This is a genomic window from Thalassotalea insulae, from assembly GCF_030161395.1.
Taxonomy (GTDB): Bacteria; Pseudomonadota; Gammaproteobacteria; order Enterobacterales; family Alteromonadaceae; genus Thalassotalea_E; species Thalassotalea_E insulae.
Window position 1 is genome coordinate 852218 of record NZ_BSST01000001.1, and the last position, 15220, is coordinate 867437.

Annotated in this window: 17 protein-coding genes and 1 other RNA gene; 8 read left to right on the forward strand and 10 right to left on the reverse strand. The window is 41.1% G+C overall.

The annotated features are described in order from the left end of the window. Positions 1-103: 103 nt before the first annotated feature. The 6 genes from QQK06_RS03975 to grpE all read right to left on the reverse strand — a co-directional run bounded on the left by QQK06_RS03975 (position 104) and on the right by grpE (position 5582). Complete coding sequence (locus QQK06_RS03975) at positions 104-292, reverse strand: hypothetical protein (RefSeq protein WP_284243309.1); 189 nt, start codon at positions 290-292, stop codon at positions 104-106. A gap of 135 nt (positions 293-427) precedes the next feature. After that, a complete protein-coding gene (locus QQK06_RS03980; RefSeq protein WP_284243310.1) occupies positions 428-1102 on the reverse strand; it encodes a hypothetical protein in 675 nt (224 codons plus the stop codon). A gap of 116 nt (positions 1103-1218) precedes the next feature. Beyond that, positions 1219-2352, reverse strand: coding sequence for a molecular chaperone DnaJ (dnaJ, locus tag QQK06_RS03985; protein ID WP_284243311.1), 1134 nt, complete (start codon positions 2350-2352; stop codon positions 1219-1221). A 46-nt stretch (positions 2353-2398) separates the two neighbouring features. Then, entirely contained in the window at positions 2399-2557 is a 159-nt protein-coding gene (locus QQK06_RS03990) for a hypothetical protein (RefSeq protein WP_284243312.1), read from the reverse strand. Positions 2558-2807: 250 nt separating this feature from the next. Further along, positions 2808-4733: a molecular chaperone DnaK gene (gene dnaK / locus QQK06_RS03995; protein WP_284243313.1), complete on the reverse strand. Its 1926-nt coding sequence runs from the start codon at positions 4731-4733 to the stop codon at positions 2808-2810. Between the two features lie 216 nt (positions 4734-4949). Then, positions 4950-5582, reverse strand: coding sequence for a nucleotide exchange factor GrpE (gene grpE, locus QQK06_RS04000; protein WP_284243314.1), 633 nt, complete (start codon positions 5580-5582; stop codon positions 4950-4952). Between the two features lie 185 nt (positions 5583-5767). On the opposite strand from grpE, the gene nadK reads away from it, so the two are divergent. The 3 genes from nadK (at position 5768) to QQK06_RS04015 (ending at position 8925) form a co-directional block, all read left to right on the forward strand. Next, on the forward strand, positions 5768-6649 hold the full coding sequence (gene nadK / locus QQK06_RS04005; RefSeq protein ID WP_284243315.1) for an NAD(+) kinase: 882 nt from the start codon (positions 5768-5770) through the stop codon (positions 6647-6649). 107 nt (positions 6650-6756) lie between these two features. Next, entirely contained in the window at positions 6757-8421 is a 1665-nt protein-coding gene (recN, locus tag QQK06_RS04010; RefSeq protein ID WP_284243316.1) for a DNA repair protein RecN, read from the forward strand. 150 nt (positions 8422-8571) lie between these two features. After that, the gene (locus QQK06_RS04015; RefSeq protein ID WP_284243317.1) at positions 8572-8925 is read left to right on the forward strand and encodes an outer membrane protein assembly factor BamE; all 354 of its coding nucleotides are present in this window, start codon (positions 8572-8574) and stop codon (positions 8923-8925) included. 226 nt (positions 8926-9151) lie between these two features. Here the strand turns inward: QQK06_RS04015 and QQK06_RS04020 are convergent, their stop codons facing one another. Then, positions 9152-9532: an RnfH family protein gene (locus tag QQK06_RS04020; RefSeq protein WP_284243319.1), complete on the reverse strand. Its 381-nt coding sequence runs from the start codon at positions 9530-9532 to the stop codon at positions 9152-9154. Continuing rightward, positions 9513-9956, reverse strand: coding sequence for an SRPBCC family protein (locus tag QQK06_RS04025; protein ID WP_284243320.1), 444 nt, complete (start codon positions 9954-9956; stop codon positions 9513-9515). Before QQK06_RS04025 ends, QQK06_RS04020 begins: the two co-directional genes overlap by 20 nt. A 132-nt stretch (positions 9957-10088) precedes the next feature. On the opposite strand from QQK06_RS04025, the gene smpB reads away from it, so the two are divergent. From smpB to QQK06_RS04040, 3 genes are all read left to right on the forward strand, one after another. Beyond that, positions 10089-10583 (forward strand): SsrA-binding protein SmpB, encoded by a 495-nt coding sequence (gene smpB, locus QQK06_RS04030; protein ID WP_284243321.1) that lies wholly within the window; start codon positions 10089-10091, stop codon positions 10581-10583. A gap of 77 nt (positions 10584-10660) precedes the next feature. Beyond that, positions 10661-11012: a transfer-messenger RNA gene (ssrA, locus tag QQK06_RS04035) on the forward strand. Positions 11013-11178: 166 nt separating this feature from the next. Then, positions 11179-12162, forward strand: a complete 984-nt coding sequence (locus QQK06_RS04040) for a DUF5677 domain-containing protein (RefSeq protein ID WP_284243322.1) — start codon at positions 11179-11181, stop codon at positions 12160-12162. A gap of 696 nt (positions 12163-12858) precedes the next feature. On the opposite strand, the gene QQK06_RS04045 is transcribed toward QQK06_RS04040, so the two are convergent. Then, entirely contained in the window at positions 12859-13746 is an 888-nt protein-coding gene (locus QQK06_RS04045) for a LysR family transcriptional regulator (protein ID WP_284243323.1), read from the reverse strand. Between the two features lie 135 nt (positions 13747-13881). Between QQK06_RS04045 and QQK06_RS04050 the strand changes: the two genes are divergently transcribed. Together QQK06_RS04050 and QQK06_RS04055 are read left to right on the forward strand one after the other, a co-directional pair. Continuing rightward, the gene (locus QQK06_RS04050) at positions 13882-14280 is read left to right on the forward strand and encodes a DoxX family protein (protein WP_284243324.1); all 399 of its coding nucleotides are present in this window, start codon (positions 13882-13884) and stop codon (positions 14278-14280) included. 160 nt (positions 14281-14440) lie between these two features. Continuing rightward, complete coding sequence (locus tag QQK06_RS04055; protein WP_284243325.1) at positions 14441-14821, forward strand: thiol-disulfide oxidoreductase DCC family protein; 381 nt, start codon at positions 14441-14443, stop codon at positions 14819-14821. 40 nt (positions 14822-14861) lie between these two features. Here QQK06_RS04055 and QQK06_RS04060 read toward each other — a convergent pair whose 3' ends face one another. Next, a complete protein-coding gene (locus tag QQK06_RS04060) occupies positions 14862-15125 on the reverse strand; it encodes a hypothetical protein (protein WP_284243326.1) in 264 nt (87 codons plus the stop codon). Positions 15126-15220 lie beyond the last annotated feature (95 nt).

Sequence of the window (15220 nt, forward strand, 5' to 3'; positions counted from 1 at the left end):
TTTATTTTAATAGACCTAGTGGCTATAACTTATAACAATTATAAATATCAAGAAATAAAATCACTATAAAATAAGTTAGCTACAGGGGCTTTCACTATGAAGATTAGGGGGATTTACTATAACGAATATATTTATGTTTTATTTCTCCTAGTGCTTTCAACTGCTTGTTGTTAGTTAGCTCTTTTAACAGTTCAGGGATCACTCCAGCATACGTTTTATTGATTGGATCATAAAATAAATATGGAGCAGAGCCGGGATCATTGACAATAAGCAACAAGGGCTTATCCGCCACAACCGACCAAGATAACAAACAAAAACAAAAACAAAAGCATAGCGAGCGAAATAATTTCACTGAAGAGCTGTCACATTAGTTAAAAATCATTATGTTTAAGTGTAATAAAAATTAACAGATAGCCAACACACGTATTTAATGTGTCCCGCTAAAGTCTTCAGTTTCGTAATAAAGTGGCTTCATAGTGCCACAATTTAAGAACTTATATTGTAATTCAGTTTCTTTAGGTACTTCTGAAGAGGTACGAAACTTAGCTAAACAACCAGCTTCGAGATCTATATGGATTAAATGATCATAACTAGGTGCCTGGCTAATACGGTGGACATAAATTCGACTATTACCAGTGAGCTTAATGACATCATATTCCTGCAGTTCAGACGCTTTAGGTAGCTCTTTCATTGCTCTAACATATAACTGCCGAGAAAAAATCAACTCCATATTTTCATAAACAACTGTGCCACCACGCTCAAAGTGGCCTAAATAGACATCTGCTGTTAACGTTAATTTTTCACCACGGGCTAGTCGCTGCAAATTAAAAGGGCGAGGCTTAATCGTCACTAAATCGGCATCTCGAACCAGTTGGATCAATGGGATACTCTTAGTATCGATTTTATAAAGCAGCTGAATATCATGAGGCTTCTGATATAACGGTAAATGTGAAGCATAAATCGATGAAGAATGGCTGACCAATACCATACCATGTACACCGACATAATCAGGGTCAAGTGGTGGTAATTCTTTAGCGTCTTGTTTTGCAATAACAAAAAAACTAGAAAAAATAAGTGTGAATAAAAGGGTAATTATTTTCATGAAACTCTATAGCTCAATAAATTATTTGGTAAAGATAGGCTGATTATAGGACAAAATCATAGCAACAAAAAAAGCCATTCAAAGGTTAGTTGAATGGCTTTTTAAATAACTAGCTTTTAACTTTTCAGGTCATCAAAGAACTGTTTAACGCTGTCAAAAAAACCGGTTTCTTTCGGTCGATGTTTAGTTTGATTCTTGCCCATTTTCTCTTCCAGCTGACGTAATAAATCCGCCTGATCACCAGAAAGATTGACTGGCGTTTCAATCACCGCTTTACACATCAAATCGCCAACTACATGGCTACGCACCGATTTCACCCCTTTGCCACGTAAGCGGAACATCTTACCTGTTTGAGTTTCTTTTGGTACTTTCAGTTTCACTTTACCTTCTAAGGTCGGTACTTCAATTTCACCGCCTAATGCCGCAGTGGTAAAGCTGATCGGTACTTCACAGAATAGGTTATTTTCATCACGAACAAATATAGGATGATCTTTAACATGTACCTGTACATACAAATCCCCCGCTGGTGCGCCATGTTCACCGGCTTCACCTTCACCAGATAAGCGAATACGATCACCAGTATCGACACCCGCCGGAATTTTAGCATTTAGGGTTTTAGTTTTCTCAACCCGCCCCTGACCACGACATGAAGGACAAGGATCAGTGATCACTTTACCTTTACCCGAACATGATGGGCAAGTTTGTTGTACCGCAAATAAGCCCTGACGCATTTGTACCTGACCATGACCATGACAGGTCGCACAAGTTTTTGCACTAGTGCCTTTTTTCGCTCCCGAACCATTACAAGGTTCACAGCTGACATAAGTTGGTACTTTAATTTCAACCGACTTACCTTTAACCGCATCTTCCAGTGTCATTTCCAGGTTGTAACGTAAATCGCTACCACGGCGTTGACGCGATTGGCCACCACGACGACCGCCACCGAAAATATCACCAAAAATATCGCCAAACGCATCACCAAAATCAGCGCCACCACCGAAGCCGCCACCGCCCATACCACCTTGTTCAAAGGCAGCATGACCGTATTGATCATAAGCGGCACGCTTTTGATCATCGTTTAGCACTTCATAGGCTTCTTTAATTTCTTTAAATTGTTCTTCTTTCCCTTTATCACCTTGGGTACGATCCGGGTGATACTTCATTGCTAAACGTTTATACGCTTTTTTGATCTCACGCTCACCGGCGTCTTTTGACACCCCTAACACTTCATAGTAATCACGTTTGGACATAGCTTTAATTCTTTACCGTTACTTCAATTATTGAAAATTAATTTGTTTATTGACCGATGCAGTCATCAAAAAAATTAACTCTTAGAACATCATCGCTCTTTGACGCCCTTTCAGCGCAACATACGGCCACCACGGATGGTGGAAATGCCGAAATGGCAATAGCATTTCTCGGCAGTTCTTCCTGAACATCGTCGCTCTTTGACATCCTGTCACCGCGACATACCGTTCTTCCTGAACATCGTCACTCTTTGACATCCTGTCACCGCGACATACCGTTCTTCCTGAACATAATAAAGCGCCGAGACTATCGACGCTTTATCCTTTTTCCTAAAAGGTTTTTCAACCTTATAAGTTAGTTGTCGTTGAGTCGCTTTAGCGCTAGGCGGAAGTACGGAGCTTGGTAGACCAAGTGAGTACTTCCAACGACGCGATTAAACATCTCAGTAGACAAACAACTACTTATCGTCTTTAACCTCTTCAAACTCAGCGTCAACCACATCATCTGCTGGAGCTGCACCTGCGTCTTGCGCTTCGCCTTCAGGAGCTGCACCACCTTGGGCTTGTGCTTTTGCTTGAGCAATTTCCATTAACTTCGCTGATGCTTCCATCAATGCTTGTTGCTTAGCTTCAATTGCCGCTTTATCATCACCTTTGAGTGCTGCTTCAAGCTCACTAATTGCCGCTTCAATTTTCTCTTTATCTTCGCTTGGTAAGTCATCACCCGCTTCAGTCATTTGCGTGCGTGTCGCATGCATCATGCCATCAGCTTGGTTACGAGCAGTTACTAATTCTTCAAACTTGGCATCAACATCCGCATTCGCTTCTGCATCACGTACCATTTGTTCTACTTCATCATCCGATAAACCAGAAGACGCTTTAATAGTAATTTTTTGTTCTTTACCTGTGTTCTTGTCTTTGGCAGACACATGCAAGATACCATCAGCATCAATATCAAATGTCACTTCAATTTGCGGCATGCCACGCGGCGCAGCGTCGATACCTTCAAGGTTAAACTGACCTAAAGACTTGTTCGCTTGTGCTTGCTTACGTTCACCTTGTAAGACGTGAACCGTTACCGCCGCTTGGTTGTCCTCAGCAGTTGAGAACGTTTGCGATTGCTTCGTTGGGATGGTTGTGTTTTTATCGATTACCTTAGTCATCACACCGCCCATGGTCTCGATACCTAAAGACAATGGTGTTACATCTAATAATAATACGTCTGTTACATCACCTGCTAATACACCTGCTTGTACTGCAGCACCTGAAGCTACCGCTTCATCCGGGTTAACGTCTTTACGAGGCTCTTTACCGAAGAAATCAGATACCGTTTTTTGTACTAATGGCATACGTGTTTGACCACCAACCAAAATAACATCAGTGATATCTGAAGTAGATAAGTCAGCATCCGCTAGCGCAGTTTTTAATGGTTCTAATGTCGCTTTCACCATGTCTTCAACTAATGACTCTAACTTGGCGCGAGTCACTTTGATGTTCATGTGCTTAGGACCAGAAGCATCAGCTGTTACGTAAGGTAAGTTAACATCTGTTTGTTGGGCTGAAGAAAGCTCACATTTTGCTTTTTCTGCCGCTTCTTTAACACGTTGCATTGCAAGTGGATCATTCTTAAGGTCAAGACCTTGATCTTTTTTGAACTCATCGACAAGATAGTTGATCAAACGGTTATCGAAATCTTCACCACCTAAGTGGGTGTCGCCGTTAGTCGCTAATACTTCGAAAGTGTGCTCGCCTTCAACTTCATCAATTTCGATGATTGAGATATCAAAGGTACCACCGCCTAAGTCATAAACCGCAACGACTTTGTCACCTTTTGCCTTATCCATGCCGTAAGCAAGTGCCGCCGCTGTTGGCTCGTTGATAATACGTTTCACTTCAAGACCCGCAATACGGCCGGCATCTTTAGTTGCTTGACGTTGTGAATCGTTGAAATATGCTGGTACAGTGATAACAGCTTCAGTCACTGTTTCACCTAAATAGTCTTCAGCCGTTTTCTTCATCTTTTTCAAGACTTCAGCAGACACTTGTGGTGGCGCAACGTTTTTATCACGTGCAGTCACCCAGGCATCGCCGTTATCGGCTTTTACGATACCAAATGGCATAATGTCGATATCACGCTGAACTTCTTTATCTTCCCAGCGACGACCGATTAAACGTTTAATCGCAAATAACGTATTTTTAGGGTTAGTTACCGCTTGACGTTTAGCAGGTTGACCAACTAACGTTTCACCTTCTTCTGTGTATGCAATGATTGAAGGAGTTGTACGATCGCCTTCTGCGTTTTCAATAACACGAACTTTGTCGCCGTCTAGAACAGCTACACATGAGTTAGTTGTCCCTAGGTCAATACCAATAATTTTGCCCATCTTGAGGATCTCCGAATACTTAATAATAATAAAATCTGTTGATGAAGTTTAAATTGGGGGCGAGAAAATACTTTTCAACTACCCAAGGCGAAAAAATTTCACTTTTTTTACATTTTTTCACATCTGTTATAAGCGCTAAAACGCACTTACTAGCCAATAAAAACAAGAAACCAGACATAATGTCTGGTTTCTGTTAACCCATTTTTACTGATTTAGTTACGCTTGGGTATCAACACCCGCAGCTTTTGATACCATCACCATGGCAGGACGAATCAAACGACCGTTTAATTCATACCCCTTTTGCATTACTGCAATGACAGTGTTAGGAGCAACGCCCTCTACTTCTTGCATTGACATTGCCTGGTGTAATTCCGGGTTAAATGGTTGATCTTGTGGATCGACCGCTTTAACGCCAAATTTTTCTAAACCGGACAACAAACCTTGCAAGGTTAAGTTAACCCCTTCAAATGTTGCTTTTTGCTCTTCAGCTTCAGCATCAATAGTCGCTAGACCGCGCTCTAAGTTATCGACTACGGTTAACATTTCAGCAGCAAACTTTTCTAAGGCAAACTTACGTGCTTTTTCTACATCCTGAGCAGCACGACGACGAATATTATCCACTTCAGCTTTAGCGCGGATCACAGAATCTTTTTGATCGGCTACCGTTGATTGTGCAGCTGCTAATGCAAGTTCGAGTTCATTAATTTTTTCTTGCTCCACACTGATACTTTCAGCTGCAGTATCAAGCTGTTCACCCACTTGCTCTTCTGCTTGACCAATAATTTCAGCGGCTAATTCGTCTGCTGAAATATCTTCAGCGCTTTTATTTTCTGTTGACTCTTTAGTCATGAAAAAACTCCAAGGTAAATCGTTAAATGACGACCAATAAAAATAACAATGTTGCTAATTATGGGGGCAGCCTCAAAGGATTCAAGAACAAATGTTGATCATTTAGCAAAAAGTGAACTTTACAAGCGATAAAAATACAGCGAAACTGCTGATATCTGAGTAAAAATGCCTGTTATACTGAAAAAATGAGTCAACTTTATAAAATCATCGGCCTGATCGGAAAGCCAAATCATGCTGGTGCCAGCAACACCATCAATGCATTGTTTGAATTTTTAGTCGAGCAAGGCTACCAGGTTATCGTCGAAAGCTCTGTCGCTTGTTCAATGGATAAACAGGATTTGGCTATTCATAGCCTAACAGAAATTGGCGAGCTGGCTGATCTCGCTATCGTCGTTGGCGGTGATGGTTACATGCTTGGCGCTGCCCGCGTACTTTCTTGCTATAACATTGGCGTGCTTGGTGTTAATCGCGGAAACTTAGGTTTCCTTACTGATTTGTCGCCAACAGAATTCGCCGAGCCACTCAGCGAAATATTAGCCGGTAAGTCACGTTCAGAGCAGCGTTTTATCATTGAAGCAGAAGTCTATCGCCACGGAAAACTAAAAAGTTCTAACAGTGCAGTTAATGAAGCCGTATTACATGCGGGTAAAGTAGCGAGCATGATCGAGTTTGAGGTTTATATCGATAACAGCTTTATGTTTAGCCAACGTTCTGATGGCTTGATCATTTCAACACCAACAGGTTCTACCGCTTATTCTATGTCGGCCGGTGGCCCTATTCTAACGCCAAACCTCAACGCACTATCGCTGGTACCTATGTTTCCTCATACCCTGACCAGTAGACCAATTGTCGTCGATGGCAATAGTGAAATTAAACTGATTTTAGCCAATGAAAATTATGAAAACTTGCAGGTCAGCTGCGATGGACATGTGATTTTAGCGGTAATGCCGGGAGATGAAGTGATCATTCGTAAAAGCGAATATACCTTACGGCTAATTCATCCACTGGATCACAGCTATTTTAATGTCCTGCGCACTAAGCTCAGCTGGGGCAATAAACTTTATTAATCAGTGAGTTAATAAAATTATCGATAAAATATTACTCGCTAGTATTGCAAAAAATCCATTTACTGTATAAATTAACAGCTATATATTCATACAGTAAAATTACGCTTATGTTACTACACCTCAATATTCAAAACTTTGCTATTGTCCGCACGTTAGATATTGACTGGCGCCAAGGCATGACCACAATCACCGGTGAAACTGGCGCCGGAAAATCCATTGCCATTGATGCATTAGGTTTATGTTTAGGGGACAGAGCCGTCACCAATGTAGTACGGCCAAATTGCAAAAAGGCGGAACTGGCAGCGACCTTTGATATTAGTGGTAATACTGTGGCACAGCAGTGGTTAACAAATAACGATATCGCAGTAGATGATGATTGTATTTTAAGGCGCATTATTTCAAGCGAAGGCCGCTCAAAGGCCTATATCAATGGTAGTCAGGTACCACTTGCCCAATTAAAAGATATCGGCCGATTATTAATTAATATCCATGGTCAGCACGATCATCAGCTCATTATTAAGGCGTCAGAACAACGACAAATACTCGATGCTTATGCCGATCATCAACACCTATTGGCTGATGTAAAATTGCACTACCAGCAATGGAAACAATTAAATTACGAATATCAACAATTACAGGATAATCAGGCACAACGAGAAGCCCAACAGCAATTATTACAATACCAGGTTAGTGAATTAGATGAATTTTCACTAACAGAAGGTGAATTTGAACAACTGGAGCTAGATTATAAACGTCATAGCAACAGCCAATTTTTATTAGACAGCACCTTATCTGCATTGCAAAGTTTATCTGAAAACGAGCAATTTAATGCGCTGGATAACTTACGAAGCGCTTATGAGCAAATAAGTAAACTGGCGAGTGTTGATAATCACCTCGCCACGTTAGCCAGCCAATTGGAAGAGTCATTAATTCAACTAGAAGATACCTCGACCGAGCTGCAATCTTATTATCAACAACTTGAGTTAGATCCTCAGGCTTACCAAATGATTGAAGATCGTTATTCAACGGCCATTCAACTGGCAAAAAAACATCAGGTCGCGCCAGAGCAATTATTTACTCATTACCTAACACTTAAAAATGAGCTCAGTCTGATTTCATCAGACGAAACTAGGCTAACAGGAATTTTAACTGAGATAGCAGAAACAGAAGTTAACTATCGGGAGGCGGCAACAATACTTTCAGCTTCCCGCGCAAAAGCTGCGGCAACGTTAAGCCAGCGCATCAGTGACAGTATGAAAGAATTAAATATGGCCCATGGTCAGTTTGAAGTTAGTTTAACCGCTACTGTCAGCGATAAACTCAACTTGCATGGTATCGACGAAGTTAACTTTTTAATCAGCCTCAACCCAGGACAAGCACTGGAAGCGATGAACAAAGTTGCCTCTGGTGGTGAGCTATCCCGCATCAGCTTGGCAATGCAGGTAATATTGGCCGATAAAGTGGTGACCCCTACCCTGATTTTTGATGAAGTGGATGTTGGTATTTCTGGGCCAACCGCCGCTATGGTGGGTGACAAATTACGCCAGCTTGCCGCCAATACCCAGGTGATATGTGTCACTCATTTGCCGCAAGTAGCCAGTAAAGGACATCAGCAACTTTTCGTTACTAAATTAACCGATGGCGAACATACCGAAACTAAGGTAACGGAACTTAGTGAACAAGGGCGGGTCCAAGAAATTGCTCGATTACTGGCAGGTGATAGTATTACCGAGCATAGTCTGGCAAATGCTCAGGAGTTACTCGCCAGCTGATAACAGGAATTTTGTTCTCGCTGACAATGAACAAAACTGTACGCCAGAAACAAGGTTGCAAATTGACTAACAAGCGGTAAAAAAACTTTGTATCTCTTGGCGCGCTTAGTTATCATCCACGTTCACAAGTTAAAGGATAAGAAAAACACCATGTTGTATAGAGTTTTAGTCGCTGCATTTATCTTAAGCATTTCAGCCTGTTCAAGCTGGATTTATCGTATTGATATTCCACAAGGCAACTATTTAGAGCAAAGAGATGTCGACAAATTACAAATAGGTATGACTAAAGAGCAAGTTAAGTATGTCTTGGGCAGCCCGGTAGTTTTAGATGCTTTTAACCAAGACACCTGGCACTATGTTTATCGTTTTAAATCTGGCCGCAGTACAGATTACAACGCAGAAAAACATTTTGTTATAAAGTTTGCCGACAATAAATTAATCTCTGCTGAAGGCGATTTCACACTATCTGAAAACTTTAATACGCCGATGAATAACGATCAATAATCGTTTTACTCAGAGATACCGCCGTTCCTGTGCATTCATGCTCCCTCGGCATTACCTAACATGGATGTAGGTACTTAGTTTTTGTCTGGAACAAAAAACTGACCGTACATCCTCGGCTCTGGCATCCTGCTTCGCTCTACCTCCTGAATCCATGCAGTCGTGTACATAAAAAAGCAGCTACTATTAGCTGCTTTTTTAATGTCTGTCTCTCTGCGGTTATCAAGCACTATTCTGCTTTTGCCCGTAACGGATTAACCCGACCTCCGGTAACTTTATCGGCGCGCCCTTCCTCTTTCGCTTTTTCCGCCCGGCGCTTACGTACTTCTTTTGGATCAGCGATTAACGGCCGATAAATTTCAATACGGTCTAAGTCTTTTACCGCATCGGTTAATTTTGCCGTACGATTCCAGATCCCCACTTTATTTTTTGTTAAATCGATTTCTTTAAAAACATCTAAAATACCAGACGCTTTAATTGCCGCCTCAATAGTGATGCCATCTTCAACAGAAATGAGCAATAACTCTTGCTTACTTGGCGTGCCGTAAACCACTTCTATTTGTATTTGATTCTTTTCTGCTACCGCGTGATTATCCAACTTGTGCTCCATAAACTTCTTTAGCCCTTTGGGTAAATGCCTGTACCATATTATTGGCAATACCATTAAATACCCGGCCAAAGGCTAAATCAAATACCTTACTCGAAAATTCATATTCCAAATGTAAACTTATCTTACAGGCTTCTTCCGATAATTTAGTTAATCGCCAGCTACCAACCAACCGTTTAAAAGGACCGTCAACTAATGACATCTGTACTTCCTGATTGGCAAGTAGCGTATTTTTGGTGGTAAACCACTTTTTCAAACCACCTTTTGCTACCAGCAAAGACGCCGTTACTTCTGTCTCATCTTCTGATATAATTTTGCTGTCACCGCAATCAGGAATAAACTCAGGATATGCGAGCACATCGTTAATTAACTGATACATTTGTTCAACGCTAAACATCACTAATGCGTTACGACTAATACTTGGCATTTAACTCCCCTAATTCAACTTAACTATCATACCAAAGCTCAGGCTAAATGGCATTATCCTTAATAATCAAAAATAGTCGTTTAAATAGTGATAATTCTCAGTATAATAGCCGCCGTTAAGTGTAGGAAAATCATGGCTAAGAAAAAATCTAAACAATCCAATAGCAACACTATTGCGCTCAATAAAAAAGCTCGACACAACTATAATCTTACCGATAAGTTTGAAGCGGGTATGAGCTTGCAAGGTTGGGAAATAAAAAGCATTCGTGGCGGAAAAGTAAATATTTCTGACTGCTACGTATTGATTAAAGATCGCGAAGCTTATTTGGTCGGCAGTGAAATTATGCCGCTCAATGCTGCGTCTAGTCATGTTGTTTGTGATCCGGTACGACCAAGAAAACTTTTATTAAACCGGCGTGAACTAGACCGTTTAGTAGGGGCTGTTGAACGTGATGGCTATTCATTGATTGCCACCGCGATGTACTGGAAACAATGTTGGGTAAAATTAGAGTTTTATCTTGGTAAAGGTAAGAAAGCGCACGATAAACGCGCTGATATAAAAGACCGTGAGTGGCAAGTCGATAAAGGCCGCTTAATGAAGAACAAAACACTTAACAAGGTTGATTAAAAAATACCACGTTGTTATCGCGCATAAAGCGCTGTACAATAAGGGTTAGTGACTATTTGTCACTTACCATTTACTTTGGGGCTGATTCAGGATTCGACAAGATTCGCGAAACCCAAGGTGCATGCCCAGGGGCGGTTGGCCTGGTAAAAAGCCGCAAAACTATAATTGCAAACGACGAAACGTTCGCACTAGCAGCTTAATGCTAGCCATCCTCTCGAAGATTCGCCTATAGTCTAGAGATGCTGATGGTCACCCCATGTAGGCTAGCGAGGGAAGCACGCTTGAGGCTGAACCGCGAAATAGTATCAAGCTCACCATGACGAAGCCTGTCGATTGGCGTCTAATTGGCTAAATAAAAAATCGACTAAGCATGTAGGACCGAGGATGTAGGTTTTTTGGACGCGGGTTCAACTCCCGCCAGCTCCACCACCTTCTATAAAAAGACGCTTTCGAGCGTCTTTTTTGTACCTGAAATTTATCAACAAGCTTTCAATGACTCTACACCTTTAATTTTTGCTTATTCCCTCTTCCATTATTCAGTTGTAAAGAAAACTCGTGCCCCAATCTATAAAGAATACATACAGAAGGAAATTTTATGCCTAGTAAAACAGAGTTCGAAAAGCACGGGTTCTTAGCAGTAGAGTCCTTAAGCGTACCTCAATACGTCACATCAAAGTACGCTCCTTACCTAAATATATTCCTACGGCTTAATGAGATAACTTGGTCCTTACAATACGAACTAAATATCCCAAAACCAGAAAATGACATAGCTAAGGCATGGAGTGCAGTTCTTTATGCCAGAACCATTAATTTTGTACAAGCTGCATACATGTTGTCCTCTATAGGAATGAGAGTTCAAGCCGAGACTCAACTTAGATGCGCTTTAGAACCCTTATTTACTTTAGGAGCCTTAAAGAATAACCCTTCTCTGATTAAAGATTACGACCTAGCAGAACGTAAAGATAGATTAAAACACGGCAGAAGTTTTATTACCTATCAAAAGCGACAAAAGCCAAAGGATAATACTTTAATTAAGCAAGTATCCGAACAATGTGACAATCAAGAAGCCGAATTAATAACAAGGTTAAAAGCGCACCGCCCTGATTTATTTAAAGAAAATAAGCATTTAATTGCAATAGAAAAACTCCTAGAAAGTCACCCTGAATTAAAGGTGACGACTCTCTCTAACATTAGGAAGCTCCGCCCAGATTTATTTAAGGATAAGGGGAAAACTGCTATTGATAAATTCAGTCTCCCTGCCTCTCTTTTAGCCAATAACGCGGGGCTAATTGATTGGTACGATCTTCTATATCGATGGGGGAGTTCTTCTGTACATTCTGACGCTAAATCTCTTGAAGACAGTCATTTTGTATTAGGAGAAGATCTATTGGTAGAACATATTAAAAACGAACCAGAACTCGAAGATTTAGACGAATTTATAAATACACTCTGTGCGGTTTTTCTTTATGCTTTGGAATTCATAAAGGAAGTCCTAGACGCCAATATACCAAAGGAAGAAATCGAGAGTATAAAAACAAAATTAGTGAAGCTCGGCAACACCCAAAATTCAACGCCCTAACAAGGAACATAACTGACATAATATTCTTCAGAAAGAGAAATATTTAGAGGCCCTTAGTATTACAAATAAATATATCATAGGAGAATACCAATCAGTTAACAAAATTGGTTACTTAGTTTGAAAGAAATACTTTCTAATTTTTGTTTTCTTGATTACTCATATTGCCGAGGTGCCGGCTGCACCCAAAGAGGAAAAAACGACTGTTTCCTCTTTGGAAACTCCTCGTCACCCAGCACAGCGAAATACTTTGAAAAATACCAAGTGTAACCTTTGAATCCTGCCGATTTATCGTCCATGAACAGCGGCAGCCTTCGACGTCCTGTCTCAGGCCAAAGGCTACCTCTACTTGCTATTTATCAAATCGATGTAATGGGAAAGGTGTAGCTTTAAACACTCGTTATTACAACGAACTTCATCACAAAACTAAAACGAAGCATTAGCCTGCTAAGCAAAATGTCTGGATGAAACATTCAATCACAGCCATTGCCATCATGGATGATGGCGAAGCGCAGTGGCACATGGACGTGCCATCTAAGCGTTTGCTCGACGATTGAATTTTTCAGAAAGAGTAACATTTTGCAGCAGCGCGGGTGAGTCCAGAGAGGGTTCGCGTAAACCCTTTCTGGGTGCCGTCGCCACCGCGACAATATAACCAGCTCAAAGAACCGAAATTAGAAAGTATTTACTTTATTCAAATTAATTAACCATTTCCGTTAACCCACTAAAATATTCCGTTAAAAACTTCATCACCACGCGAATACGTTCGACATTTTTCAGATCAGGATGCGTTAGCAACCAGAGTTCACTGGCTGGAATATCTGGTACTAACATTACACACTCAATATTATCCCGCAGCTGATCCATCGGCAGCAAGGCAATACCCTGCCCAGTTTCTGCAAAATGCGACATGGTAATAAGCTCATCACAGCGAATGGTAATTTGCCCACTATAATGTTGCTCCAGCCAGTTAAACGCTGGCAGATGGCACATTTGCCCCGCTGCACCGATAACATTATGATGCTTGAGATCGCTGACTGTTTGAAAGCTCTGACTGTTTAAATATTCTTTACCGGCAAACAGCCCCCAGGCAAATGACGTGACTTTTCGCCCCACCAGATGACCCGGTGGCGTCTGAGTTGCCCGTACGGCAATATCGGCATTGCGGGTGTTCATGTTAACTTCCTGATTACTGGCAAGCAGCTCAACCGTGATCTCAGGATAAGCCTTTCTCAACGCTTTTAACGCCTGTGGAATAAAACGGTTGGCAATATTAAACGGCGCAGTAATACGAACATGGCCTTTAGGCTGATATTCCTTACCGACAATCAGTCGTTCGATATCATTATATTTTGCATCGATATCGCGACCAAGCGCTGCAAATTCTTCACCAATAGCGGTCAAGTGGTACCGATTGGCCTGTTGAGCGAGTAACTTAGCGCCAACATCCTGTTCCAGTCCGCGTAAGCGTCGAAACACCGTAGAATGATTAACCCCGAGCTCTTTTGCAGCAGCGGCAAGCGAGCCAGTTTCCACCACTTTGATAAAGGTTTTTAAGCCATTCCAGTCCATTAATAATTCATCCAAAAGTTTATTTCAAAGCACCATTGCTACACTATTACCACCGCATTGCAAAAGCGCATTAATTATTTGCAATTATTACCAATTTAAATGCAAATACGCAATAGTTAGAATAGTTAAAAAATGACTGGAGTAACTAATATGAAATTTAAAACAAATCCTGATGTTGCAACATTACTATTTCGACTCACCTTAGGCGGTGTGCTAATCGCACATAGCCTATATTTAAAGCTGGTGGTTTTTACCCTGCCGGGCACCGCACAGTTTTTTACCTCAATCGGCTTACCAGCAGCGTTAGCTTATCTGGTATTTACTATTGAAGCCATTGGTGGCATCGCTTTACTACTTGGCGTTAAAGCCCGCTACTTTGCCTTAGCACTGGTACCAATATTACTTGGTGCGACCTGGGCACACTGGAATGCCGGCTGGTTATTCACGAATCAGGGCGGCGGCTGGGAATACCCATTAGTACTCACGCTAATGGCAATTATTCAGTTCTTCCTCGGTAGTGGCAGATATGCGGTAATGAAAGAAAACTAATACCTTGACAAACCTGAGTGAAAAATTCATAACCTGGCAAAGACGCTTTCGAGCGTCTTTTTATTTTTAAATAACCAGCTTTCCAATATTCGATTCAACCGTTCATCAAGGATGATTAACTATACTGATACTACCCAATAAGATCAGTAGGGTATTTAAGATGGCAGATTCAAACACGGTATCAGAACCAATAACGGTATTTTACGATGCCAGTTGTCCGCGCTGCGTAAAAGACAGGCGGTTATATGAAAGACTGGCTGGGGCAGGCAAACATTCGGTGGTTTGGTTTGATATTACAAATCAGGACGAAACATTAACTAAGCTTGGTATCGCCCCTTATAAGGCACTCACTGAGCTTCATATTCAGCTTAGCGACGGCAGCATATTATCCGAGCTCGATGCCTACATACAATTAATGTCTCGTGTGTGGTTATTAAAACCCCTTGCCTGGTTCATTGCCCTGCCAATTATCCGGCCATGGCTAGCAAAACATTACCATCAACGGGTAATTAAGCGTTTAAAATCCAGTGGTCGGCTATAGCTTGACGCGTAATTTCCTCTTAGCTAAAACTGCGATAATGTTAGCCGCAGACAATTTTATTTTCACCATAATGATAAATATTGTTTACCGCAACATAGGCGCCAGATACCACGCCAGTGATAGGAAACAAAATGATACCACTAATGGAATAATAACTATTGGTATCTTTTGCAATATCGACAATTTTTAATGTTTTTTTATCGCTTGAAATCTCACAATGCTTAACTTCAGCAGTGTCAGTAGTTGGTACTACCACACAGCCAGTAACGAACAAGCAAAGTATCATAAAGGAAAGTATTTTCATCCGTCATCCATATCCATGTTATTTACTAACATCTACGAATGTACTTAAGACGATCTTATAGAGCAATGTTTATTTACGTACTGTTCATTATAATG

Excerpts from the sequence above, each read along its gene's own strand:
- QQK06_RS03980 (WP_284243310.1), bottom strand. The coding sequence starts at position 1,102 with ATGAAAATAATTACCCTTTTATTCACACTTATTTTTTCTAGTTTTTTT.
- QQK06_RS04025 (WP_284243320.1), bottom strand. The coding sequence starts at position 9,956 with ATGCCAAGTATTAGTCGTAACGCATTAGTGATGTTTAGCGTTGAACAA.
- QQK06_RS04050 (WP_284243324.1), top strand. The coding sequence starts at position 13,882 with ATGAAATTTAAAACAAATCCTGATGTTGCAACATTACTATTTCGACTC.
- grpE (WP_284243314.1), bottom strand. The coding sequence starts at position 5,582 with ATGACTAAAGAGTCAACAGAAAATAAAAGCGCTGAAGATATTTCAGCA.
- smpB (WP_284243321.1), top strand. The coding sequence starts at position 10,089 with ATGGCTAAGAAAAAATCTAAACAATCCAATAGCAACACTATTGCGCTC.
- dnaJ (WP_284243311.1), bottom strand. The coding sequence starts at position 2,352 with ATGTCCAAACGTGATTACTATGAAGTGTTAGGGGTGTCAAAAGACGCC.
- recN (WP_284243316.1), top strand. The coding sequence starts at position 6,757 with ATGTTACTACACCTCAATATTCAAAACTTTGCTATTGTCCGCACGTTA.
- dnaK (WP_284243313.1), bottom strand. The coding sequence starts at position 4,733 with ATGGGCAAAATTATTGGTATTGACCTAGGGACAACTAACTCATGTGTA.
- QQK06_RS04060 (WP_284243326.1), bottom strand. The coding sequence starts at position 15,125 with ATGAAAATACTTTCCTTTATGATACTTTGCTTGTTCGTTACTGGCTGT.
- QQK06_RS03990 (WP_284243312.1), bottom strand. The coding sequence starts at position 2,557 with ATGTCAAAGAGCGACGATGTTCAGGAAGAACTGCCGAGAAATGCTATT.
- QQK06_RS04040 (WP_284243322.1), top strand. The coding sequence starts at position 11,179 with ATGCCTAGTAAAACAGAGTTCGAAAAGCACGGGTTCTTAGCAGTAGAG.
- QQK06_RS04015 (WP_284243317.1), top strand. The coding sequence starts at position 8,572 with ATGTTGTATAGAGTTTTAGTCGCTGCATTTATCTTAAGCATTTCAGCC.
- nadK (WP_284243315.1), top strand. The coding sequence starts at position 5,768 with ATGAGTCAACTTTATAAAATCATCGGCCTGATCGGAAAGCCAAATCAT.
- QQK06_RS04055 (WP_284243325.1), top strand. The coding sequence starts at position 14,441 with ATGGCAGATTCAAACACGGTATCAGAACCAATAACGGTATTTTACGAT.
- QQK06_RS04020 (WP_284243319.1), bottom strand. The coding sequence starts at position 9,532 with ATGGAGCACAAGTTGGATAATCACGCGGTAGCAGAAAAGAATCAAATA.